Origin of the sequence: Sphingomonas sp. 37zxx (assembly GCF_000786205.1) — a bacterium.
GTDB lineage: Bacteria > Pseudomonadota > Alphaproteobacteria > Sphingomonadales > Sphingomonadaceae > Sphingomonas.
Genome location: NZ_JROH01000001.1, coordinates 168,627 through 190,862 on the forward strand (window position 1 = coordinate 168,627; position 22,236 = coordinate 190,862).

At 67.4% G+C, this 22,236-nt stretch carries 25 protein-coding genes; 22 read left to right on the top strand and 3 right to left on the bottom strand.

Annotated elements, in window-relative coordinates; translation table 11 throughout:
- Window positions 1-4: 4 nt before the first annotated feature.
- From QU44_RS18070 to QU44_RS00890, 20 genes are all read left to right on the top strand, one after another.
- Window positions 5-277, top strand: coding sequence for a hypothetical protein (locus QU44_RS18070; RefSeq protein ID WP_033919472.1), 273 nt, complete (start codon window positions 5-7; stop codon window positions 275-277).
- Window position 278: 1 nt separating this feature from the next.
- Window positions 279-575 (top strand): type II toxin-antitoxin system RelE/ParE family toxin, encoded by a 297-nt coding sequence (locus QU44_RS17610; RefSeq protein WP_033919473.1) that lies wholly within the window; start codon window positions 279-281, stop codon window positions 573-575.
- Window positions 576-612: 37 nt separating this feature from the next.
- Window positions 613-1,716 carry a phage portal protein gene (locus QU44_RS00805; RefSeq protein WP_033919474.1) on the top strand — a complete coding sequence of 368 codons (1,104 nt, stop codon included), beginning with the start codon at window positions 613-615 and terminating at the stop codon, window positions 1,714-1,716.
- Window positions 1,713-2,015 (top strand): DUF6127 family protein, encoded by a 303-nt coding sequence (locus QU44_RS00810; protein WP_033919476.1) that lies wholly within the window; start codon window positions 1,713-1,715, stop codon window positions 2,013-2,015. The genes QU44_RS00805 and QU44_RS00810 overlap by 4 nt, the downstream gene beginning before the upstream one ends.
- Window positions 2,016-2,044: 29 nt before the next feature.
- Entirely contained in the window at window positions 2,045-2,437 is a 393-nt protein-coding gene (locus QU44_RS00815; protein ID WP_052134190.1) for an HK97 family phage prohead protease, read from the top strand.
- An 84-nt stretch (window positions 2,438-2,521) separates the two neighbouring features.
- Window positions 2,522-3,541 (top strand): phage major capsid protein, encoded by a 1,020-nt coding sequence (locus tag QU44_RS00820; RefSeq protein WP_231621562.1) that lies wholly within the window; start codon window positions 2,522-2,524, stop codon window positions 3,539-3,541.
- Window positions 3,542-3,605: 64 nt separating this feature from the next.
- A complete protein-coding gene (locus QU44_RS00825; protein ID WP_081987787.1) occupies window positions 3,606-4,160 on the top strand; it encodes a head-tail connector protein in 555 nt (184 codons plus the stop codon).
- Window positions 4,157-4,363 (top strand): hypothetical protein, encoded by a 207-nt coding sequence (locus tag QU44_RS00830; RefSeq protein ID WP_033919480.1) that lies wholly within the window; start codon window positions 4,157-4,159, stop codon window positions 4,361-4,363. The genes QU44_RS00825 and QU44_RS00830 overlap by 4 nt, the downstream gene beginning before the upstream one ends.
- A complete protein-coding gene (gene gp17 / locus QU44_RS00835) occupies window positions 4,360-4,767 on the top strand; it encodes a tail completion protein gp17 (RefSeq protein ID WP_033919482.1) in 408 nt (135 codons plus the stop codon). Before QU44_RS00830 ends, gp17 begins: the two co-directional genes overlap by 4 nt.
- A 38-nt stretch (window positions 4,768-4,805) precedes the next feature.
- Window positions 4,806-5,213 carry a phage major tail protein, TP901-1 family gene (locus QU44_RS00840; protein WP_033919483.1) on the top strand — a complete coding sequence of 136 codons (408 nt, stop codon included), beginning with the start codon at window positions 4,806-4,808 and terminating at the stop codon, window positions 5,211-5,213.
- A gap of 116 nt (window positions 5,214-5,329) precedes the next feature.
- Window positions 5,330-5,608, top strand: a complete 279-nt coding sequence (locus QU44_RS17615; RefSeq protein ID WP_231621563.1) for a GTA-gp10 family protein — start codon at window positions 5,330-5,332, stop codon at window positions 5,606-5,608.
- Between the two features lie 116 nt (window positions 5,609-5,724).
- A complete protein-coding gene (locus QU44_RS18615) occupies window positions 5,725-5,868 on the top strand; it encodes a phage tail assembly chaperone (protein WP_443018061.1) in 144 nt (47 codons plus the stop codon).
- Complete coding sequence (locus QU44_RS00855; RefSeq protein ID WP_033919487.1) at window positions 5,861-6,427, top strand: hypothetical protein; 567 nt, start codon at window positions 5,861-5,863, stop codon at window positions 6,425-6,427. Before QU44_RS18615 ends, QU44_RS00855 begins: the two co-directional genes overlap by 8 nt.
- Before the next feature lie 100 nt (window positions 6,428-6,527).
- Window positions 6,528-8,813 (top strand): DUF2460 domain-containing protein, encoded by a 2,286-nt coding sequence (locus QU44_RS00860; protein ID WP_033919489.1) that lies wholly within the window; start codon window positions 6,528-6,530, stop codon window positions 8,811-8,813.
- Window positions 8,810-9,610, top strand: a complete 801-nt coding sequence (locus QU44_RS00865; protein ID WP_033919491.1) for a DUF2163 domain-containing protein — start codon at window positions 8,810-8,812, stop codon at window positions 9,608-9,610. Before QU44_RS00860 ends, QU44_RS00865 begins: the two co-directional genes overlap by 4 nt.
- Complete coding sequence (locus tag QU44_RS00870) at window positions 9,607-10,062, top strand: peptidoglycan endopeptidase (RefSeq protein WP_156140847.1); 456 nt, start codon at window positions 9,607-9,609, stop codon at window positions 10,060-10,062. The genes QU44_RS00865 and QU44_RS00870 overlap by 4 nt, the downstream gene beginning before the upstream one ends.
- Window positions 10,063-10,135: 73 nt before the next feature.
- The gene (locus tag QU44_RS00875; protein ID WP_081987775.1) at window positions 10,136-12,256 is read left to right on the top strand and encodes a phage tail protein; all 2,121 of its coding nucleotides are present in this window, start codon (window positions 10,136-10,138) and stop codon (window positions 12,254-12,256) included.
- Window positions 12,253-12,759, top strand: coding sequence for a DUF2793 domain-containing protein (locus tag QU44_RS00880; RefSeq protein WP_033919492.1), 507 nt, complete (start codon window positions 12,253-12,255; stop codon window positions 12,757-12,759). Before QU44_RS00875 ends, QU44_RS00880 begins: the two co-directional genes overlap by 4 nt.
- A 109-nt stretch (window positions 12,760-12,868) precedes the next feature.
- Entirely contained in the window at window positions 12,869-13,975 is a 1,107-nt protein-coding gene (locus tag QU44_RS00885; protein WP_033919494.1) for an OmpA family protein, read from the top strand.
- A 158-nt stretch (window positions 13,976-14,133) separates the two neighbouring features.
- Entirely contained in the window at window positions 14,134-15,507 is a 1,374-nt protein-coding gene (locus QU44_RS00890) for a glutamate--cysteine ligase (protein ID WP_033919496.1), read from the top strand.
- Here the strand turns inward: QU44_RS00890 and QU44_RS00895 are convergent.
- Window positions 15,504-16,811 carry a methyltransferase family protein gene (locus QU44_RS00895; RefSeq protein WP_231621565.1) on the bottom strand — a complete coding sequence of 436 codons (1,308 nt, stop codon included), beginning with the start codon at window positions 16,809-16,811 and terminating at the stop codon, window positions 15,504-15,506. The two genes, QU44_RS00890 and QU44_RS00895, sit on opposite strands and share 4 nt — an antisense overlap.
- A gap of 150 nt (window positions 16,812-16,961) precedes the next feature.
- Here QU44_RS00895 and QU44_RS00900 point away from each other — a divergent pair, with 150 nt between their 5' ends.
- Both QU44_RS00900 and ppa read left to right on the top strand, forming a co-directional pair.
- Entirely contained in the window at window positions 16,962-18,884 is a 1,923-nt protein-coding gene (locus QU44_RS00900; RefSeq protein WP_033919498.1) for a M61 family metallopeptidase, read from the top strand.
- Between the two features lie 110 nt (window positions 18,885-18,994).
- Window positions 18,995-19,576, top strand: coding sequence for an inorganic diphosphatase (gene ppa, locus QU44_RS00905; protein WP_033919499.1), 582 nt, complete (start codon window positions 18,995-18,997; stop codon window positions 19,574-19,576).
- A gap of 70 nt (window positions 19,577-19,646) precedes the next feature.
- Here ppa and QU44_RS00910 read toward each other — a convergent pair whose 3' ends face one another.
- Window positions 19,647-20,549: a DMT family transporter gene (locus QU44_RS00910; protein WP_033919501.1), complete on the bottom strand. Its 903-nt coding sequence runs from the start codon at window positions 20,547-20,549 to the stop codon at window positions 19,647-19,649.
- A gap of 139 nt (window positions 20,550-20,688) precedes the next feature.
- The gene (locus QU44_RS00915; protein WP_231621566.1) at window positions 20,689-22,218 is read right to left on the bottom strand and encodes a PQQ-dependent sugar dehydrogenase; all 1,530 of its coding nucleotides are present in this window, start codon (window positions 22,216-22,218) and stop codon (window positions 20,689-20,691) included.
- Between the last annotated feature and the right edge of the window lie 18 nt (window positions 22,219-22,236).

The window sequence follows — 22,236 nt, forward strand, 5'->3', positions numbered from 1 at the left end:
CGCGATGAACAAGCCGGTGAAGATCGACCAGCAGGCGGCGGAACTCGAAGCGGTGCGTGCGCGGGCACAGCCGCATGTCGACAGCGGACGGTTTGAGTCGGTCGAGGCGGTGTTGCGCGCCGGGCTCGACGCGCTCGACGAGGATGATCGCGCGATGGAGACGCCCGAATTCACCGCATGGCTGCGCGAGAAGGTGGCCGAGGCCGACGCCGATCCGCGGCTTTATGTTTCGATGGAGGAGGCGTTCCGGATCGCTCGCGGCGAATCGCCCGAATAAGGTGGCGTTCGCGCTGGAGTTTTCGCGCCGGGCGGCGATCGACCTCAAACGGATTCGCACTTGGGTAGCCGAACAGGCCGATAGCGATGTCGCCGATGGTTACCTCAAGCGAATCCTGGATCAATGCGCAGGCCTGACCGAGTTTCCGTTTCGGGGAACGCCGCGGCTGGGAAGCGGCGAATATCGCAGCGTCTCGTTCGAGCGGACGCTGATCATCCTCTATCGCGTTCGCACCGACCGGGTGACGATCGTCCGCATATTGCACGGTAGCCGGGACAACCAGGCGATCCTGGGCTGATCGCGCGCGCTGCGCGCCAACAAGGCAAGGAAACGACATGAAATGGTTCGGCAGGAAGGCCGGGCGCGAGGGTTCGCGTCCGGTGTTGGCGGGTGCGCCAGGGCATCGGCTGGGCGAATGGCCCAGCGGCTATGACGCACAGGTGCGTGAGGGGTTTTGCGCCAATCCGGTGGCGCAGCGCGCGGTGCGGCTGGTGGCCGAGGCGGTGGGGAGCGTGCCGGTGACGGCGTCCGATCCGGCGCTGGCGGCGCTCGTGGCCGAGCGATCGGCGGGGCAGCCGTTGCTCGAAACGCTGGCGGCGCAATTGCTGCTGCACGGCAATTGCTTCGTGCAGGTGACCTGCGACCCACAGGGTCAGGTGATCGAATTGTTCGCGCTTCGGCCCGAGCGGGTGTCGGTCGAGGTCGATGCACAGGGCTGGCCGGTCGCCTATCGCTACCGCGTCGGCGAGCGATCGGTGCGGCTGGGCGAGGATGGCGCGGGGCGGCCGGGGGTGGTGCATGTGCGCGGATTCCACCCGCTCGACGATCATTATGGCCTCGGCTGCATCGGCGCGGCGGCGGGCGCGGTGGCGATCCACAATGCCGCGACCCGCTGGAACAAGGCGCTGCTCGACAATGCCGCGCGGCCATCGGGCGCGCTGGTGTACGACAATCGCGACGGCGCGGTGCTGAGCCCCGACCAGTTCGAGCGGCTGAAAGCCGAGATGCTCGCGGGGTTTCAGGGGGCGACCAATGCCGGGCGGCCGATGCTGCTGGAAGGTGGCCTGAAATGGCAGCCGATCAGCATGACGCCCGCCGACATGGATTTCGTGAGCCTGAAGGCGGCGGCGGCGCGCGAGATCGCGCTGGCCTTTGGCGTGCCGCCGATGCTGCTGGGGCTGCCGGGCGACAATGCCTATGCCAATTATCGCGAGGCCAATCGCGCGCTGTGGCGCCAGGCGGTGCTGCCGTTGGCGGGCAAGATATTGGGCGCGATCGCCGAGGATCTGCGGCCCTGGTTCGCCGATGCCAGCCTGACCGTGGACCTGGAGCGGGTGCCGGCGCTGAGCGAGGACCGATCGGCATTGTGGGCGCGGGTGAGCGCCGCCGATTTCCTGACCAATGAGGAGAAACGCGAAATGCTGGGGGTGGCGCAATGAGCGCGATGCTGGCCGAGCTGTTGCGGCAGGCACAGGATGAAGGCGCGTCGGTGGCGACGCTGCGCGGGATCGCCGAGGAGGCGGGGGAGGTTGCGGCGGGCCGCGCGCTCGATCGGCTGGGGCTGAGCGATTCAGCGGCGGCCAAGGACATGGGCGAATTGCGCGAACTGCTGGCGGCGTGGCGCGATGCCAAGCGATCGGCGGCGCGCGCGGTGGTGGGGTGGATCGCGCGGATGGCGTGCGCGGTGCTGCTGGTGGGGCTGGCGGTGCGGTTGGGGTTTGGGGGGTGGGTGAAGTGAGGGGGGAGGGGGTTGGCGAGGGCGGTGACATGCCCTCCCCCGACCCCTCCCGCAAGCGGGAGGGGGGAAGGAAGTTTGCTGGGTATGCGGCGGTGTTTGATTGTCCGGATCGGGGGGGGGATGTGGTTCGGCGGGGCGCCTTTGCCGGGGCGGGGGCGGTGCCGTTGCTGTGGGAGCATGGCGCGGTGGTCGGGCGGGTCGAGGCGGTGGCGGAGGATTCGCGCGGGCTGCGGGTGGCTGGGGTGATCGAGGAGCCGCGACTGGGCGCGCTGGTGGCGGCGGGGGCGCTGACCGGGCTGTCGTTCGGCTATCGCGCGCGGGCGGTGCGGCAGGGCGTGTATCGCGAATTGCTGTCGCTCGATCTGGTCGAGGTGAGTTTGGTGGCGCAGCCGATGCAGCGACTGGCGCGGGTGGACAGCTAAGGCGGCAACGAAATTGCTGGGGTTTTGCAGGGGCGTGCCGGGTGGCGCGCCCCTTTTTTGTTTTGGGCGAAGGAAGGAATGCGAATGACCGATTTTGCGATGATGGCGACGGCGCGGCCGTTGTTGAGCGGGGCACAGGCACCGGCGGCGAGCGCGGCGTTTGCCGGGTTCTTGCGCAGCGGCGCGGGCGGGCTGGAGATGAAGGCGTTTACCGGGGTGACGGGGGCCGAGGGCGGCTTTGCGGTGCCGCGCGAACTTGATGCGATGATCGATTCGACGCTGAAGGCGGCAAGCCCGATCCGGGCAATCGCCAATGTCGTGCAGGTGGGATCGGCGGGCTATCGCAAGCTGGTGACCAGCGGCGGCACGCCTTCGGGCTGGGCGAGCCAGACGGGCGCTCGCGCCGAAACCGCGACGCCGGTGTTTCAGGAAATCGCCCCGCCGATGGGCGAATTATTCGCCAATCCGGCGGCGAGCCAGACGATGCTCGACGATGCCGGCTTTGATGTCGAGGCGTGGCTGGCGGGCGAGATCGCGATGGAATTCGCCAAGGCCGAAGGCAGCGCGTTCGTGAGCGGCAATGGCGTCGACAAGCCGCGCGGCTTCCTGACCGGGGCGACATCGGCGGTGGGCGATGCAACGCGGCCGTTCGGGACGATCCAGCATCTGGCGAGCGGCGCGGCGGGCGATTTCGGGGCCAATCCGAGCGACCGGCTGATCGACCTGGTCCATGCGCTGCGCGCGCCGTACCGGCAGGGCGCGACATGGGTGATGAATGCCAGCACGATGGCGCGAATCCGCAAGTTCAAGACCAGCGACGGCGCGTTCCTGTGGACGCCGGGGCTGGCGAACGGACAGCCCGCCAGTCTGCTCGGCTATCCGGTGGTCGAGGCCGAGGACATGCCCGACATCGCCGCCAACAGCCTGTCGATCGCGTTCGGCAATTTCCGCGCCGGCTATCTGATCGCCGAGCGCGGCGAAACCGCGGTGCTGCGCGACCCCTATAGCAACAAGCCGTTCGTCCATTTCTACGCCACCAAGCGGGTCGGCGGCGCAGTGACCAATTCGGAAGCGATCAAGCTGATGCGCTTCGCCGCCGCCTGATCGGAATGCCGCCCGGGGAACCGGGCGGCGCTTCGCGCGACCGAGGGGCTGGGGGAGGATGGCGATGACGACGGGGACGGGCGGGCCGGGGCGGCATGCGTTGAGCGAGGGCGACCGTGCGGCGGGGATCGCGCAGGTGCGCGCGCTGCTGCGATCGGACAGCGATGCCGAGGATGCGCTGTTGGGGCGGCTGATCGACGAGAGCCTGGCGCTGGCCGAAATGTTCACCGGGCAAGTGCTGATCGTGCGCGAAATGACCGAAGCGGTGCGCGGCGATGGCGGCTGGCAGCGGCTGCGCGCGACGCCGGTGCGCGCGGTGACGGGGGTGGCCGATGCGGGCGGGGTAGCGGTGCCGGTGGCGGACTATGCGGTGGATATTGATCCGGCAGGCGATGGCTGGGTTCGGGTGCGCGGGGGCGCGCGCTTCGTGGTGACGATGCGCGCCGGGATGGCCGAGGATTGGGGTGCGCTGCCGCCGGGAATTGCGGGCGGGATCGTCCGGCTGGCGGCGCATCGCTTTGCCGCGCGCGATGAGGACGGGGTGCCGCCGGCGGCGGTGGCGGCGCTTTGGCGGCCGTGGCGGCGGATTCGGCTGCACGACATGCGGGTGCCGGCGTGAACCGCGCGCTGGCGGTGGCGCAGCGGCTGGGCGCGGCGCGGGCGCGGGTGGTGGCCGATGCGGTGGCGGTGCTGCTGCACGAGGCGATGCCCGATGGCGCGGTGATGGTTGAGGACGAGGGCGTGGTGATCGAGGCGCGCGGCGCATTGGCGCGGGCGGCGACCGATCCCGCCTTGCGATGGGTGGCGGGGGGATTGCGATGAGCGCGGTGCTGCACGGTGCGCTGGTGGCGGCGCTGAAGGATCATGCGCCGCTGCACGCGCGGCTGACGGCGGTGTTCGCCGCGCCGCCGGTGCGATCGGCAATGCCCTATGCACTGGTGACCGAGAGCGTGGTCGCCGATTGGAGCACCAAGGACCAGCCCGGCATCGAGGCGCGGGTGGCGATCGAGCTGCATGACGGCGGCGAGGTGCCGGGGCGGCTGCGTGCGCTGGCCGAGGCGGCGGGCGCGGCGCTGGCGGCGATGCCGCGCGATCTGGGGCAGGGCTGGCGCGTGGCGAGCCTGGTGCCGGTGCGGACTCGGGTGGTGCGGGTGCGCGCCGGCGATTGGGTGGCGGTGGTCGAGGCGCGGGTGCGGATGTTGCGCGAGGGTGGCTCCCCTCCCTGACAGGGAGGGGAGGAGAAGGATCAGCGAGGAGACGGGATATGGCGGCGGAAAAGGGTAGTGCGTTCCTGCTTAAGGTGGGGAACGGGGCGGTGCCGGTGGGGTTTGCGACCGTCGCTGGCCTGAGGACCACGCAATTGTCGATCAATGGCGAGGCGGTGGCGATCACCAGCAAGGATTCGGGCGGGTGGCGCGAATTGCTGTCGGGTGCAGGCGTGCGATCGGTGAGCGTTTCGGCGGCGGGGATTTTTACCGGATCGGCAGCCGAGGTCCGCGTGAAGGGCAATGCGCTGGCCGGGGTGATCGACCAGTATCGGCTGAGCTTCGAGAGTGGCGAGACGATGACCGGGCGGTTCCTGGTGACCAGGCTCGACTATGCCGGTGATGTGAATGGCGAGCGCAGCTACACGCTGAGCCTGGAGAGTTCCGGGCCGGTGGTGAGCGCATGATGGGGGCGGGGTTCGGGCCGGACGAGGCCGGGGTGCTTGTGGACAGGCCCCACCCCAACCCTTCCTCTGAAGGGGAGGGGCTTTGGCGGTCGGGGGCCAATGCGGCGCGGGGCGAGATGGCTTTGCGGGTAGCGGGGGAGATGCTGGTGTTGCGGCCTTCGTTTGCGGCGTTGGTGGCGGCGGAGGGGGAGGTGGGGCCGTTGTTCGCGCTGGTCGAGCGCGCGGCGGCGGGGCGGCTGGGGATTGGCGAGATGGTGGCGCTGTTCTGGCATTGCCTGCGCGAGCCGGCACCGATGGCGCGGGCGGATTTCGCCGAGGCGGTGGCGGCGGGCGGGCTGGCGGCGGCGACGCCGGTGCTGCGCGTGCTGGTTGGGCAGATATTGGCGGGGCGGTGATGGGGGAGCGTTGGGCTTTGCCCCTCCACCGTGCTGCGCATGGTCCCCCTCCCCGAGCCGAGCTCGGGGAGGATTTTGGCGGCTGTGCTGCTCGGCTGGCGGGGATGGCTGGGGTGGTGTTTGGGTGGACGCCGGGGGTTTTTTGGGACGCCACGCCTGCCGAACTGGCGGCGCTGGTTGTTGCGCTCACCGGCGACGAGGTGGCGGCGGCGGATCGTGGGACGCTCATGCGGTTGATGGAGGCTTTTCCCGATGGATGAGGAAATCGAACGGCTGGTGGTGCGGGTGCGCGCCGATACGCAGGGCTTTGCGCGCGATGTGGCCGAGATGCGCGGCAGTCTGGAGGGACCGTTCGAGGCGGGGGTCGATCGCGCGGGGCGGGCGATCGAGACGACGCTGTTGCGCGCGGTGCGATCGGGCAAATTGGGGTTCGACGATCTGGGCAAGGTGGCGCTGGGGGTGCTCGACCAGATCGCCGCGAGCGCGGTGCGCGGCGGGATCGGCGCGGCGCTGGGCGGTGGTGGTGGCGGGATCGGCGGGCTGGTGGGGGCGCTGGCGGGGCTGATTTCGGGTGCGCCGGGGCGCGCGACCGGCGGGCCGGTGAGTCCCGGGCGGGCCTATGTCGTGGGCGAGCGCGGGCCGGAATTGTTCGTGCCGACGGCGAGTGGGCGGGTCGAGACCGGCGCGCCGGGGGGCGTGCGCGAGGTGCGGGTGTCGATCGCGGTGCATGCCGGGGCGGGCGAGGCACCCGCCGCGCTGGCGCGATCGGGGCGGCAGGTGGCGCGCGCGGTGAAGGCTGCGCTGGGGGGTGTGGATTAGGGGGCTTCGGCTCCGAACGGACGTGTTTTTACATGCCCTCCCCCGACCCCTCCCGCAGGCGGGAGGGGGGAAGAAGAGGGGACGAAAATAGGGATTTATCATGGGACATTGGCTGGCGGCTGCGCGGGGGGTGCAGGCGGGAGGGACGGTTTCGCGCTTCGATCCGCGATATTGGAGCGTCAATTTTCCGCGACCGATGATGGCGAGCGTGGTCACCACCGCGCCCGATGCGCTGCGGGTCGATTGCGTCTTTTATCGGCGCGGCGATCTGGCGGGGCTGATCTGGGACAGCGAGGACAGGCATGATCATCCGCTGCTGCGATACGAGACCGATCGCGATTATCGCCGGTGCCGGTTGCGGTTTCGCTGGCGGTCGGGGGGTGTCATCGCGCTCGATGCCGTCAATGGACCGACGCTGACGATCGAGGGGCGCGATGAAGCGGGCGTGGCGCGCGCCTGGTATGTGCGGTTGTGGAATTATGCGGTCGGCAGCGCCGAGGATGCGGTGGTGACGATCGACTTTGCCAGCATCGTCGGGGGCTATCGGCTGCCCGACGATGCCGATCCGGTGTTTGCGGGCGATGTCGACCGGATGTTCGTATCGCTGGTGCCGCCGGGGTTCGTAGAGGGGGATGAGGGGCTGATCGCCGCGAGCGAGGGCTGGGCCGAATTGTCGGGCATTGCGTGCGATGGATCGGGCAGCGTGCTGGCGATCGGCGATTGCGTGGTGCCCGCGCACGACCTGCGAATGTCGGGGGGGTATGACGACAGCTATAACCTGACCCCGGCGCGATTGCTGCGCAACATGCTGCAGCTGGGCTATCGCGGGCCGGTGATCCATTATGTCGGGATGAGCCATTATTTCCGGCTCGAGCCGGCAGGCGGGGGGCTGTGTGTCAGCCTGGCGGGCGGGGCGCTGAATACCCCGACGCTGGCATGGCATCGCGACTTTGCCGAGCGTGCGCACGCGCTTGGTTACGACATCATCTGGTCGCTGAGCTATGAATTGTTCGACGCGCATTGCTGGAACGATTGGAAGCAGCGCGATTTTACCGGCGCGCCGGCGCTGACCGGATGGGTGCCGCCGTCGACCCTGCTGTCGCCCGCGCATGCCGGGGCGATGGGGTATTTGCAGCAGGTGGCGCAGGCGTTCGTGGGGATCGCGGTGGCGGTGGGGATGCGGGTGCGGTTCCAGGTGGGCGAGCCGTGGTGGTGGGTGACGCCCGGCGAGGGGCGACCGTGCCTGTATGACGATGCCGCGCGCGCGGCGCTGGGCGGGGCGGCGGGCGGGGCGGTGGTGATCGAGGATTTGCGCTCGCCGCTCGATGCCGGGCAGAAGGCGTTGCTCGATCGTGCCGGAGCGATGCTCGCCGCGTCGACCGCGGCATTGTGCGCGGCGGTGAAGGCGGTGGCACCCGATGCCGAGACATTGCTGCTGGCGTATCTGCCGACGGTGCTCGACGCGCAAGCGCCCGAGGCCAAGCGCGCGAACTTGCCGGTCGGCTGGGCCAAGCCGGCGTTCGATGTGTTGCAGCTCGAGGATTATGACTGGGCGGCGACTGGCAATGCGGGGGCGAGTGCGCGCGGGGTGGCACTGGCGCAGGCGCGGCTGGGCTATCCGGTGGCCGAGCAACATTATCTGAGCGGCTTCGTGCTGCGGCCCGAGGAAGCGGGGCAATGGCACGCGATCGACGCCGCCGCCGATGTCGCCAAGGCGCGCGGGGTGGCCGAGACCTTCATATGGGCGCTGCCGCAGGTGCTGCGCGATGGATATTTGCATTTCGGGCAAGGGGAGGATGCGATGACGCCGTTCGACGACGTGCTGTTTCCGCTGGCGCTGGGGGCGCAATGCGAGGTCGCGCCCGAACTTTCGACGATGGTGATGACCAGTGCGGGCGGGCATGAGCAGCGCAATGTCGGCTGGGCGCAGCCGCGCACCCGCTATGACGTGGGGCCAGGGGTTCGATCCGAGGGCGATATTGCGGCGTTGCTGGCGTTTTTCCGCGCGCGGATGGGGGCGGCGCGGGGGTTTCGGCTGCGCGATCCATTCGATGCCGAGGCTGTGGGCGAGCGGATCGGCACTGGCGATGGGCAGACGGTGCGCTTCGCGTTGGTGAAGCATTATGGCGAGCATGTCCGGCGGATCACGCGGCCGGTGGCGGGCAGCGTGGTGCTGCGCGTCGGCGGGGTGGCGATGCAGGGCTTCAGCGTCGAGCCGGGGGGCTATGTGACGCTTGATGCCGCGCCGGCGGCGGGGATCGCGGTGGTGGCCGATTTCGCCTTCGACGTGGCCGTGCGGTTTGCCGAGGATATGCTGCGCGTCAATCGTGCGACGTTCCTGGCGGGCGAGGTGCCGTCGGTGCCGCTGGTCGAGATCCGCGAATGAGCTGGCTGGAGGAGACTTGCACCACGATCGCCTTTTGCTGGCGGGTCGAGCGGCGCGACGGGGTGGCGATCGGGCTGACCTCGCATGATCGCGACCTGTTGATCGAGGGGCTGGTGCATCGCGCTGCGCCTGGGATCGTGCCGTCGGCGATCCGGCGGAGCGACGGGCTGGATGCCGACAGCATGGAGGTGGCCGGTGTGCTGAACCATGCCGCGATCGGCGAGGTCGATCTGCTTGCCGGGCGATGGGACTGCGCGCGGGTGGCGCTGTTCGCGGTCGATTGGACCGATCCGGTGCGGCGGGTGCTGCTGGGCGAGGGGATGATCGGCGCGATCGAGACCGGCGATGGCAGCTTCAGCGCCGAATTGCGCGGGGCGAGCGCGAAGCTTGAGGGGCCGGTGTGCGAGGTGACCTCGCCCGAATGTCGTGCCGAGCTTGGCGACAAAAGATGCCGGGTGGCGATGGCGGGGCGGCGGCGGTTCGCGCGAGTGGTGGCGAGCGCGGGCAATGCGGTGACGCTGGATGCTGCGGGCGAGGGGCTGGGGAGCGGGCTGCTGCGCTGGTTCGGCGGCGAGAATAGCGGGCTGGAGGATGCGATCGACACCGCGGAAGGGACGGTAGTGACGCTTCGCCATGCGCCGCGATTGCCGGTGGTGGCGGGCGATCTGGTCGAGCTGATCGAGGGGTGTGACAAAAGGTTGGAGACCTGTGCCGGGCGGTTCGGCAACGCCGCGAATTTCCAGGGCGAGCCGTTCCTGCCGGGGGTCGATTTGCTGACGCGGTATCCGGGGGCGTGAGCGCGGTGGCGGCGGCGGCGCGCGCATTGGTGGGGGTGCGGTTTCGGTTGCACGGGCGTGATCCGGCGACGGGGCTCGATTGCGTGGGGGTGGTCGCGGCGGCGTTGGCCGGGGCTGGGGCTGGGGCTGGGGCGCAGGTCACGGTGCCGCAGGGTTATGCGATGCGGACGGGGGATGCCGATCGGGTGGCGATGCTGATTGCGCGCGCGGGGCTGGTGCGGGTCGAGCGCATGGCGGCGGGCGATGTGGTGCTGGTGCGCAGCGGGCCGGGGCAATTGCACCTGGGGGTGTGGACCGGCGACGGGCTGGTGCACGCCGATGCACATTTGCGGCGGGTGGTTGAGCGGCCGGGGGCGGTGGCTTGGCCGGTGGTGGGGGTGTTTCGCTGGGGTGGGGGTGGCGCAGGGGCGACCGCAAGTGCGGTCGCACCACCCTCACCCAGCTCCGACTAGGGCCGCGTGAAGGACGCGACCCAAGTCTGCGCAACCCTCTCCCGCTCGCGGGAGAGGGAATGGGGGAAAAATTATGGCTACGTTGGTGCTGACGACGGTGGGCGGGTTGATCGGCGGGCCGGTGGGGGGCGCGATCGGGGCGCTGGCGGGGCGCGCGGTCGATGGGGTGTTGCTGCGACCGGGGCGGCGCGAGGGGCCAAGGCTCAGCGAGCTGGCCGTGCAGACATCCTCCTATGGTGCGCAGGTGCCGCGACTCTTCGGGACGATCCGGGTGGCGGGCAGCGTGATCTGGTCGACCGAGCTGATCGAGACGCGCACCAGCGAGGGGGGCGGCAAGGGGCGGCCGGGTAGCGTCCAATATAGCTATGCCGCGTCGTTCGCGGTGCTGCTGTCGGCGCGGCGCGTGGCGGGGGTGAAGCGGATCTGGGCCGATGGCAAATTGCTGCGCGGGGCGGCGGGGGATTTCAAGGCGGCAACCGGGTTTCGGCTGCACCTGGGCGATGCCGACCAGCCGGTCGATCCGCTGATCGCGGGTGCGGTGGGGGCGGCGCAATGTCCGGCGTGGCGCGGCCATGCCTATGCGGTGTTCGAGCAATTGCAGCTCGCCGATTTCGGCAACCGGATCCCGTCGCTGACCTTCGAGGTGGAGGCTGATGCGGGGGCGGTGAGCGCGGGTGCGGTGGCGGGTGCGCTGGGCGGGGTGGGCAGCGAGGCGCTGGTGCCGGTGCTGGGCGGGTTTTCGGCGCATGGCGGGTCGACGCGCGCGGTGCTCGAAACGCTGGGCGAAGCGACGGGGGCGTGGTTTGCCGCCAATGGCGAGGGGATTGCGATGCGTGGCGGCATAGGGGCGGCGCGCGAAGTGGTCGATCAAGGCGTGGGCGGCGCGCGTGGGGCGCGATCGATCGCTGCGGCGGACCAGGCACCGCGCGTGCTGACGATCGGCCATTATGATGCGGCGCGCGATTATCAGGCGGGGTTGCAGCGCGCGACGCGACCGGGGGCGGGTAATCGCGAGCTGCATCTGGAATTGCCCGCAGTGATCGATGCAGCGACTGCCAAGGGGGTGGCAGCGGCCATGCTGGCGCGCGCCGATGCGGGACGCAGGCGGCGGCGGGTGGCGCTGGGATGGGATGCGATCGGCATCGCGCCGGGCGACCGGGTGCGGATCGCGGGCGAGGACGGGCTGTGGCGGGTGGCCGAATGGTCGCTCGAGGGCGGCGGGGTGATGCTCGATCTGGTGCCGATCGCGGTGGCGAGCGCGCATGCGGCGGCGTCGGCGGGCGACGTGGTGGCGGCACCCGACCGGGTGCATGGCGCGACGATACTGGTCGCCGCCGAACTGCCGCCGGGCGATGGCGCGGTGCTGACGCAACCACGGCTGACGATCGTTGCGGGCGGCACCGGGGCGGGGTGGCGATCGGCGACGCTGATGCTGGGGAGCGAGGGCGGCGGCTGGACGGTGGCGGGGGTGACGCGCGCGCCGGGGGTGATCGGCACGGTGGTGCAAGCGCCGGGCGGTGCACGGGCGACGATCGAGGATCGGGCGCACACGATTCTGGTCGAGCTGGCGCATGGCGAAATGCTGCTGGGTCATGCCGATCGCGCCGCACTCGATCGCGGGGCCAATCTGGCGCTGGTGGGCGACGAATTGATCCAGTTCGGCGCGGCGGTGCAGGAAAGTGCGCGGCGCTGGCGACTGTCGCGGCTGTGGCGCGGGCGGCTGGGGACCGAGGCGGCGATGGCGGGGCATTTGCCTGGCGAACGCTTTGCGCTGCTCGCCCCCGACAGTGTGGTGACGATCGATTTGCCGGTGTCGTCGATCGGCGGGACGATCCGGGTGGCGGCGGTGGGGATCGATGATGCCCAGCCGGTCGAGCGGGTAGTGCCGGTGACCGGCGCGTCGGTGGTGCCGCCGGCTCCGGTGCATTTGCGCGCGCGGGCAAGCGGCGATGGCGTCGCGCTTGGCTGGACCAGGCGAAGCCGGGCGGGGTGGCGCTGGATCGACGGGGTCGATGTGCCGCTGGCCGAGGAAGCCGAACGTTATGCGGTGCGCGTGGCGGGGGGCGAGGTGGTGACAGCGCAGGCAGGGGTGGTGCTGCCGTCCCCGCCGCCGGGCTGGCGCGCGACGGTTGCTCAATTGGGCACCGTGGGCGCGTCGCGCAGGAGCGAAATCAGCGAGGGGGACATGCAATGAATGATGACGAGACCGACCGGCTGGCATTGCCGCTGCTGCATGCGGGCCAAGCGCAAAAGGAAATCATCCATAATGAAGCGCTGGTGCGGATCGATCTGATGCTGGCGGCGGCGGTGCAGGCGGTGGGAATGAGTGTGCCGCCCGCCGACCCGGTGGCAGGGGCGTGCTGGATCGTCGGCACCGGCGCGAGCGGGGCATGGGCAGGGCAGGACGGGGCGATTGCGGGGTGGACCGCCAATGGCTGGCGCTTTGTGGCGGCGCGCGAGGGCATGCGGGCATGGTCGATCGCCGATGGTGTCGAGGCCCGGTTCCGAGGCGGCGCGTGGCGGCTGGGCGAGGTTGCGGCGCGTGTGGTGTTGATCGATGGGCAACAGGTGGTCGGATCGCAAAAAGCAGCGGTGGCAAACCCGGTCGGAGGCGAAACGATCGACCTGCAAGGCCGGGTTGCGGTCGTCGGGATACTGGCTGCGCTGCGCGAGCATGGTCTTATCGCAACGGCTTAACCTGTGCTGTTCGGGCAACAGTCTGATTTTTGTTTCGCTTGCCTGGAAACTAACCCGAGTATAGGGAGTTTGCGCTGTCCGTAGTGACAACCGAGAAAGGGGATTTTTTATGCGGAAGATTGCCGTAGCTGTGGCGCTTGCGTCCACCGCACTGAGCACTCCCGTCCTGGCCCGCGATGGTGCGTGGTATGTGGGCGTTGAGGGCGGTGCAATGATCGTCGAGGATGTCGAGTTCGACCTCGCCGACACTGACACCAACGTTGTGAGCACCGATTCGCGTTACGGCTGGGATGTCGACGCGCTGGTCGGTTATGATTTCGGGGCGTTCCGCCTTGAAACCGAAGTCGGCTATCGTCGCGCAGGCGTCGATGGCCACCAGACCACGGTCCCGCTCGCGGGTATCCCGGCTGGTAACTATGACAATAATGCAAGCGGCCGCGCGTCGGCACTTAGCTTCATGGTAAACGGCCTTCTGGACTTCGGTCCCGATGACGGCATCCAGGGCTTTGTCGGCGGTGGTGCCGGTGTGGCACGCGTGAAGTTCGAAGATTACGGCATCGGTGCCGTGACTCTGCTGGACGACAGCGACACCGTGTTTGCATGGCAGGCACTGGCGGGCGTTCGCGCACCGCTGAGCGAAAATGTCGATGTCTCGCTGAAGTATCGTTTCTTCAACGCTGACAACGTCAACGTGATCGCAAACACGGGCGCTGCGCTCGACACGCGGTTCCGTTCGCACAGCATCCTGGGTGGTCTGATCTTCAACTTCGGCGAGCCGACCCCACCGCCGCCGCCGCCCCCGCCGCCTCCTCCGCCCCCGCCGCCTCCTCCCCCGCCGCCGCCTGAAGCGCCGGTTGAGCAGGTTTGCACCCCCGGGCCGTACATCGTGTTCTTCGAGTGGGATCGCTCGGACATCACGCCGGAAGCGTCGAGCATCCTCGACAACGCCGTGTCGGCTTACCAGAGCTGCGGTAACGCGCAGGTCATGCTTGCCGGTCACGCCGACAAGTCGGGTGCGGCAACGTACAACGTCGGTCTGTCGCAGCGTCGCGCTGACTCGGTCCGTTCGTACCTGTCGGGCCGTGGTATCGCAGATACCGCGATTTCGACCGAAGCATTCGGTGAATCGCAGCCGCGCGTCGACACCGCCGATGGTGTGCGCGAACTGCAGAACCGTCGCGTGGAAGTTACCTACGGCCCAGGCGCCGGCATGTAATTGCCAGTTTCCCTGGAGCTTCCGGGGAAACGAGCGAAAAAATCGGGGAGGTCGGGCAACCGGTCTCCCCTTTTTTTGTGTGATGATAAGGCGATGCGCGGTTTTATCAGTTTGTCCGCCCTCTAGCGCTCGGCGCGCGAGCGGCGTAATGCGCGTCTATGAGCACCAAGACGGTATCGGTCACCCAAGCCCCGCTGATCGAACACCGTTCGCAGCTGGTCGAATATTTCGCCGGCGGCGAGAAGCCCGCCGACCGCTGGCGCATCGGCACCGAGCATGAGAAATTCGTGTATCGCACCGATGATTGCCGCGCCCCCAGCTATGACGAGCCGGGCGGCATCCGCGACCTGCTGATGGCGCTGACCGAATTCGGCTGGACCCCGATCGAGGAAAAGGGCGTCGTCATCGCGCTCGCCGGGCCGGACGGCACCGTCAGCCTGGAGCCGGCGGGGCAGTTGGAGCTTTCGGGCGCGCCGCTGGAAAATCTGCACCAGACCTGCGCCGAGACCGGCCGCCATTTGCAGCAGGTAAAGGCGGTCGGCGAAAAACTGGGCCTGGGGTTCCTGGGCCTTGGCATGTGGCCCGACAAGGCGCGCGCCGACCTGCCGGTGATGCCCAAGGGCCGGTATAAGATCATGCTGAACCATATGCCGCGCGTCGGCAGCATGGGGCTCGACATGATGCTGCGGACTTGCACGATCCAGGTGAACCTCGATTATTCGAGCGAAGCCGACATGGTGAAGAAATTCCGCGTCGGGCTGGCGCTGCAGCCGCTGGCGACCGCGCTGTTCGCCAATTCACCGCTGACCGAGGGCGTGCCCAACGGCATGCTGTCGTATCGCAGCCATATCTGGTCGGATACCGACCCGCATCGCACCGGGATGCTGCCGTTCGTGTTCGAGGATGGCTTTGGCTATGATCGCTACACCGACTATGCGCTCGATGTGCCGATGTACTTCGTCTATCGCGACGGCAGCTATATCGACGCGGCGGGCCTGAGCTTTCGCGATTTCCTGCGCGGTGAATTGTCGGTGCTGCCCGGCGAAAAGCCGACGATCGACGATTGGGCCGATCATCTGTCGACCGCGTTTCCCGAAGTGCGGCTGAAGACCTTCCTGGAAATGCGCGGGGCTGATGGCGGTCCCTGGGGTCGAATCTGCGCGCTGCCCGCTTTGTGGGTGGGGCTGTTGTATGACCAGGGCGCGCTCGATGCCGCGTGGGATCTGGTCAAGGGCTGGTCGATGGAGGACCGCGAGTCGCTTCGCAATGCGGTGCCCAAACTGGCGCTCGATGCGCCGCTGCCCGGCGGCGGGCGGCTGCGCGATATTGCGGGGCAAGTGCTCGACATCTCGCATGCGGGGCTTGCGGCGCGGGCGCGCGGCAATGGCGCTGGCGATGATGAGACCGGCTATCTCGATCCGCTGCGCGAAATCGTTCGCAGCGGCAAGGTGCCGGCGCAATATCTGCTCGACCGGTATAACACCGCCTGGGATGGCGATGCCTGTGCGATCTATAGCGAGAACCGCTTCTAAGGACGGCCTTCAGCTTTTGCCGGCTTGCCGCGCAGCCACGCCAGTGCGCGCGGGATCGGGGCGTTGCGCTCCATCCAGGCCGAATAGTCGCGATAGGCGGGGTCGGCAGCCAGATGCCGCTCCTCGGTCTTGCCGCGCCAGTAATAGACGCCGCTGACCAGCCCCAGCAGGATGGTGTTGCGCGCGGCGTCGCTAAGGCTGTCGGTGGTGGTGAGGATCGGGATGGTCGACAGCCACCAGAACAGATTTTTGGACAGATAAGCCGGGTGGCGAGTCCAGCGATAGGGGCCGTTGGTGATGATGCCGCGATGGGTGAGGTTCGAGAAGCGAAGCCCGAACGCGACCGTCGCCCAGGCGTAGATCAGCGTCAGCGCGACCAGCACCGCGCCGATCAGGCTCAGCAGCAGCGGGTGGCCGGCGAACCAATCGCTCCATTCGCCGCTGCCGGGGTGATAATCGAGCGGGCCGCCGGGGCTCATCAGGATGAACGGCGGGTAGCAGATCAGCGCCGCCACCCAGCCGCTGGCATAAGGGTTGGCGGTGCGGATATGCGCGTCGAGCGGCCGGAGCGTGAGCATATAGCCGACCGTGGCAAAGCCGACATCGATGACGAACATCAGCGTGATGAGCGCCATCGACAGCGCGACCGGGTCGGCCAGAACCTGCGTAAGGTCGAGGCGGATCAGCTGGCTATAACCGCCGGGCAGGACGCCGAGCATGAAGGGAAGGAAGAAGGCCTTCACTCCCCAGGATCGCAGATGGTTCCAGATCGCCGCGCGGTCGATCGCCTCGTCGAGGCCGATCGCCCATGCCCCCAGATGCCAGGTGCCGTCGCGCGGATCGGTGACGATCCGATCGGTGAAGAAGACATAGGGGATCGAGGCGAGGAACAGCCACGGGGCGGCGGCGGCGATGCATTCGATCGCGAAGACGAAGATGCCGTCATGATAGAATCGCGCGGTGAAATAGATCAGCGCGATGCCGCCAAAGGTGATCCACAGCCCCGCCAGGCGCGTGAGGCTGATGTCGATGCTGTCGCGCCACGGACGTGGGCTGGCCCAATCGAGGCCGGTGGAGGGATTGCGATGCACCTTGTCGATCAGCAACGACCACAGGATCATCGGGATGCCGCACGCAAGCAGATTGACCAGCGCGCCATAGGGGCCGTCGAGCCCATGCCAACGCGCGAAGCCCAGCCACAGCGCCATGCCGGCCAGCCCCGCCATCCCGGTGCCGCTCGACACCGCCGATGCCGGGCGCGGATCGGCGGCGGCGTGGGGGGCAAGGGCGGCGGCGGGGTGCATCGGTCGGGGGTAGCGCGGGAATGGTAAGCAACGGGTGAAGGGTGCGCGGTGGTGACCCTCTTCCGGCAGCGGGAGCGGGATTAAGCCTTTACCTTGCCCCGTCGGCCCGCTTTACTGGCGGTTGTCCATTTCCACCTTCCGAAAGCGCTTATGCCCCGTAGCCTTGCGTTCGCTGCCCTGTTGCTCGCATCCACCGCCGCGTCGGCGCAGGTGCAGAACACTGCGCCCCAGCCGGTGCCGATCGAACAGACGGTGCCGACCGCGATGGACATCGCCTATCCCGGCGTCATCAAGCTCGACGTCGATGCGACCGACATCGAGCGCGCGATTTTTCGCGTCCAGGAAACGATCCCGGTCGTCGAATCGGGGCCGATGACGTTGCTGATGTCGCAATGGCTGCCGGGCAACCACGCGCCGCGCGGGCAGATCGAGAAGCTGGCCGGGCTGAAGATCATCGCGGGCGGCAAGCCGGTGCGCTGGACGCGCGATCTGGTGAATGCCTATGCCTTTCATATCGACGTGCCGAGCGGGGTGCGCGAGCTGAACCTGTCGTTCGAGTTCCTGTCGGCGAACAAGGGCGACCAGGGGCGGATCGTGATGACGCCTGCCATGCTGAACCTGCAATGGGAATCGGTCAGCCTGTATCCGGCGGGCTATTTCACGCGGCAAATCCCGATCCAGGCGACGGTGCGCTATCCGGCGGGCTGGACCGCCGCGTCTGGGCTGCCATCGACGCGCAATGGCTCGACCTATGCCTATCAGCAGACCAGCTATGAAACCTTGCAGGATTCGCCGGTGTTCGCCGGGGCACATTACAAGGAATGGAAGCTTAGCGACCGCGTCGACCTGAACGTGTTTGCCGACACGCCCGAAGAACTGGCGGCCAAGCCCGAACATATCGCCGCGCACAGCCGGCTGATCGAGCAGGCGATGAAGCTGTACGGCGCGCAGCATTACGACCGCTATGAATTCCTGCTGGCGATCACCGACAAGATGGGTGGCATCGGGCTTGAGCATCATCGCAGTTCGGAAAACGGCGTGACGCCGGGCTATTTCACCGAATGGGACAAGGGGCCGGGCCGCCGCAACCTGTTGCCGCACGAGCTGGTGCATAGCTGGAACGGCAAATATCGCCGCGGGGCCGACCTGTTCACCCCCGATTTCGCGACGCCGATGCGCAATTCGCTGTTGTGGGTATATGAAGGCCAGACTCAATTCTGGGGCTATGTGCTGCAGGCGCGATCGGGGATCGTCTCGAAACAGGACACGCTGGACATGCTGGCGTCGATCGGCGCGTCGCTCGATGCGCGGCCAGGGCGCGAGTGGCGGCCGGTGGGCGATACCGTCAACGACCCGATCATCTCGGCACGGAGGCCCAAGGGCTGGGTAAGCTGGCAGCGAAGCGAGGATTATTACAATGAAGGGCTGCTGATCTGGCTTGAGGTCGATTCGATGCTTCGCCAGCAATCGGGCGGCAAGAAATCGATGGACGATTTCGCCAAGGCGTTTTTCGGCATGAACGATGGCGACTGGGGCGTGCTACCTTACACGTTCGAGGACGTGGCGACGACGCTGAACAGCGTGCAACCCTATGATTGGGCTGGCTTTCTGAACAAGCGGCTGACCGAATTGGGCGAGCGCGCGCCGCTGGGCGGGTTCGAGGCCAATGGCTATCGGATCATCTATACCGACGAGCCGACCGCGTTTCTGAAGACGCAGGAGGCAGCCGGCACACTCGACCTGACCTATTCGCTTGGCATGGCGATCGGCAAGGAAGGCAAGGTTTCGAGCGTGAAGTGGGACGGCCCGGCATTCGGCGCCGACATCGATGTCGATACCGAGATCGTCGCGGTGAATGGCGCGAGCTATACCCCCGACCGGATCAAGGCGGCGGTGACCGCCAACAAGGGCGGCACCAACAAGGGCGGCCAGGCACCGGTGAAGCTGATGCTGAAGGACGGCGACGGCTTTCGCGAGGTGACGATCGATTATCGCGGTGGCTTGCGTTATCCGCGGCTGGAAAAAATCGGCACCGGCCAGGGCGGGCTCGATCGGCTGCTGACGGCGCGCTGACCGCGACCTTCGTCGGCACTTGCCACCGTGCGCTTGTAGCAGCATGGGACATGTAGGCGGGATTGGGCGCGCGCCGTTGGTATCGCGATACGGAAATAAGGAAGAATTGCATGCGGATCGATATGGTGCCGGTTGGCAAGAACCCGCCGGACGACCTGAACGTCATCATCGAGGTTCCCACCGGCGGCGAGCCGGTGAAATATGAGTTCGACAAGGCAAGCGGCGCATTGTTCGTCGATCGCATCCTGCACACGCCGATGCGCTATCCGGCGAATTACGGCTTTGTCCCGCATACGCTCAGCCCCGATGGCGACCCGCTCGACGCGCTGGTGATCGCACGTTCGCCGTTCATTCCCGGCTGCGTCGTGCGCGCACGTCCGATCGCGGTGCTGAACCTCGAGGACGAGGCCGGCGGCGACGAGAAGCTGGTCTGCGTGCCGGTCGATTCGACCTTCCCTTATTATTCCAACGTCTCCGAACGCGGCGACATGCCCGAAATCGTGTTCGAGCAGATCGAGCATTTCTTCACCCATTACAAAGACCTGGAAAAGAAGAAATGGGTCCGCGTCGGGGTGTGGGGCGATGCCGATGAGGCAAAGCGAGTCACCGTCGAGGCGATCGAACGCTATGAGGCGGCCAAGGCCAAGGGCCAGGAGCCGATGAACCACGACGTGGCCGGCCGCGAGGGCTGAGCCGACCCGTTTTGCGGTTGTGAACAACCCCGTCGGCGCGCAGGCACCGGCGGGGTTTTTGCTTGCGGTGTCAGGCGATCGCGCTTTCGACGACGGGCTCGGCGATCGGCGGGCGGGCGCGGGCGGCGAGGATACAGCCCGCGACGATCAGCAATGTGCCAGCCAGCGTGGTCGCGGTGACGCGCTCGCCAAAGAACAGCCAGCCGCAGATCGCCGCCCAGACAAACGCGGTATATTCGACCGGGATCAGCAACTGCGCCTCGGCCCGCGCATAGGCCCATCCCATCGCGATCAGCGATGCCACCGCCAGCACGCTTGCGCCGATAATCGCGGGCCAGTCGGTCGCGCGCGGCCAATCGAGCAGCCAGGGGGCGGCAAGCGCCAGTATCGCGAGCACCGTCAGCGTCTGGAAAAAGCCGATCTCCATCGGGCCGGCGACCATCGCCTGTTTGCGCGCGAGGATGAGGTTATAGGCGAACAGCACCGCCGACAGCAGCACCGCCGCCACCCCCTTCAGCGCCGCCGGCTCATAGGCACCCGCCAGCCGCCCGGCCAGGATCACCGCGACTCCGACAAGCGCGATGATCGACGACAGGATCGCCGCGCGCCCGATCGTCTCGCCCAGCAGGATCGCGGCGAGATAGAGCGCGATCAGCGGCGCGATGAATGACAGCGCGATCGCCTCGGCAATCGGCAGGACGCTGATCGCATAGAAGAACAGCAGCGACATGGCGGCGACGACCACCCCGCGCTGGCCATGCAGCGCCAGCGCCGCGCGTCCCGGCAGGCGCGGGCGCGATACCCCCCAGGCGATGCCCGCGATCAACGCGCCGACCAGGTTGCGCCACGCCACCGCCGAATAGACGCCGATGCCGAGCACCAGCCCCTTCATCACGACATCCATCACCGAAAACATCGCAACGCCAAAGCAGGCGACGAGGAAAGCGGCGATAGCGGGGGTGGGGCGGGGCATGGGGCGGGCTTAGCGGGGGTGTGGGGGTGGGGCCAGCGGCTCGAATATGTATAATCCGCCAACGGTCTGACCAGTCGGCTTTCCGCCAACCCTGCACGTTGGGGCACGCCGCCATGCCCCGATGAAATTCCGCTTTGGCTTAACTACCCTCCACACTGAATATTTCGCCATCAGCATCGACGATGTACATTTTCTCGGTCGCGCTCGCAGCGATCGCCACCGGGCGATCGATTGTGCCTTGATCGGGTACGAAATCGGCGGTGCGACGCTCTTGCACTGTCGTGCCAAGCGTGGTCCCCGCGCGGATCGACGCGACCGGCACGGCGAGGATCGCCCCGTCACGATCGGCGAAGATATATTGCTGGCGGAGCGATGCTATCGTGCTCGGCCCGATTGCGCCGCCAATGATCCCTCGTCCCGGACGCGCGGCGGCACCGATTGGGTATTCGACGACCGGATCGGTAAGGCCATTCACGGCCCCCCCTCGGACCGTGCGCGTCGCTTCGCGGAAGGGCCATCCGAAATTCGTGATAGTGGTGCCATTGGATAGAAAGTTGATTTCGTCGGCGATCGATTCACCTTGGTCGGTGATCAGGAACCCGTCCTGAAACCGAGCGAACCCGTTGGGCTGATGCAGGCCGCTACCAACGGGGTTGACGAGGAAGAACTGTACCGTTGCACCTGCATAGGGATCCGGGTTCGCCGTGATCCGAAAAATCTTGCCGAGCCTCGAATTTGCATCCTGCGCGCTGCCCGCAGGATCGCCGCTTCCGCCAGCGTCGCCGGTGGCTGCGAACAGGGTGCCGTTAGCGGTATAGCCGAGCGATCCACCGCCTGCATATTGGGGGGCGTTGATCCCCAATATCAGGGACAAATTGTCAGGGTGCGTCGGACCTGCCCGACTGCGCAGATATCGCTGAAGGACAAGAAAGCCGGTTTCCGTGGTGTGCATCACGAAGAACGTGCCCGTTGTAGCAAAATCAGGAGCCGCAGCGATTGCGGTTACGCCTACTCCACCAACATTCTCGACCTGCACCAGCAGCGATCTTCCGCCAGTTTGCGGATTGAGTTGGTATACCGCGCCAGATCGTTCGGCGATCAGTAACAGCGTGTCGCTTACCGCATCTATAGCGGCAGGACTATTGAATCCGCTGGCTACCCGGCGAACGGCAACCCCCTCCTTCGAATTGGTCACGGTGACTCCAAGGGTGATAGTCGTCGTTATTCGACCGTCGCTGGCGACGATATCTACCCGGTAGACATTGTCACCATCGGCATCGCTGGGAAGATCGAAATTGGGTGCAACCAGGAAAAACAACTGGCCGCCAGACGTGATCCGAAACCGCGAAGCATCAGACCCACCGCCGATCGAGTAACTGAGCGCGTCGCCATCGGCATCGGTTGCGACTGCCTGATAAAAGCTTGCCTCCGTGTTTTCGAGGGTATTTGCGGTCGCAGCCGAGGTGAAGGCTGGCGCGCGGTTCACAGGCGGCGGTGCCGGTGTTGGACTTGGTGTTGTGCTGCCGCCACCTCCGCAACCTGCCAGCAAACTGAAAACCAGAGCGCCGAGCGCTCCCGTGACCGCCCGCTTATTTCCGATCTGCCCTATCGCCATGCCCCAATTTCCCCGCTTTCCTGAGACCTTGGCGGAATGATAGTGCGGGATCAAGGGGTTGCGTTGCGGGCC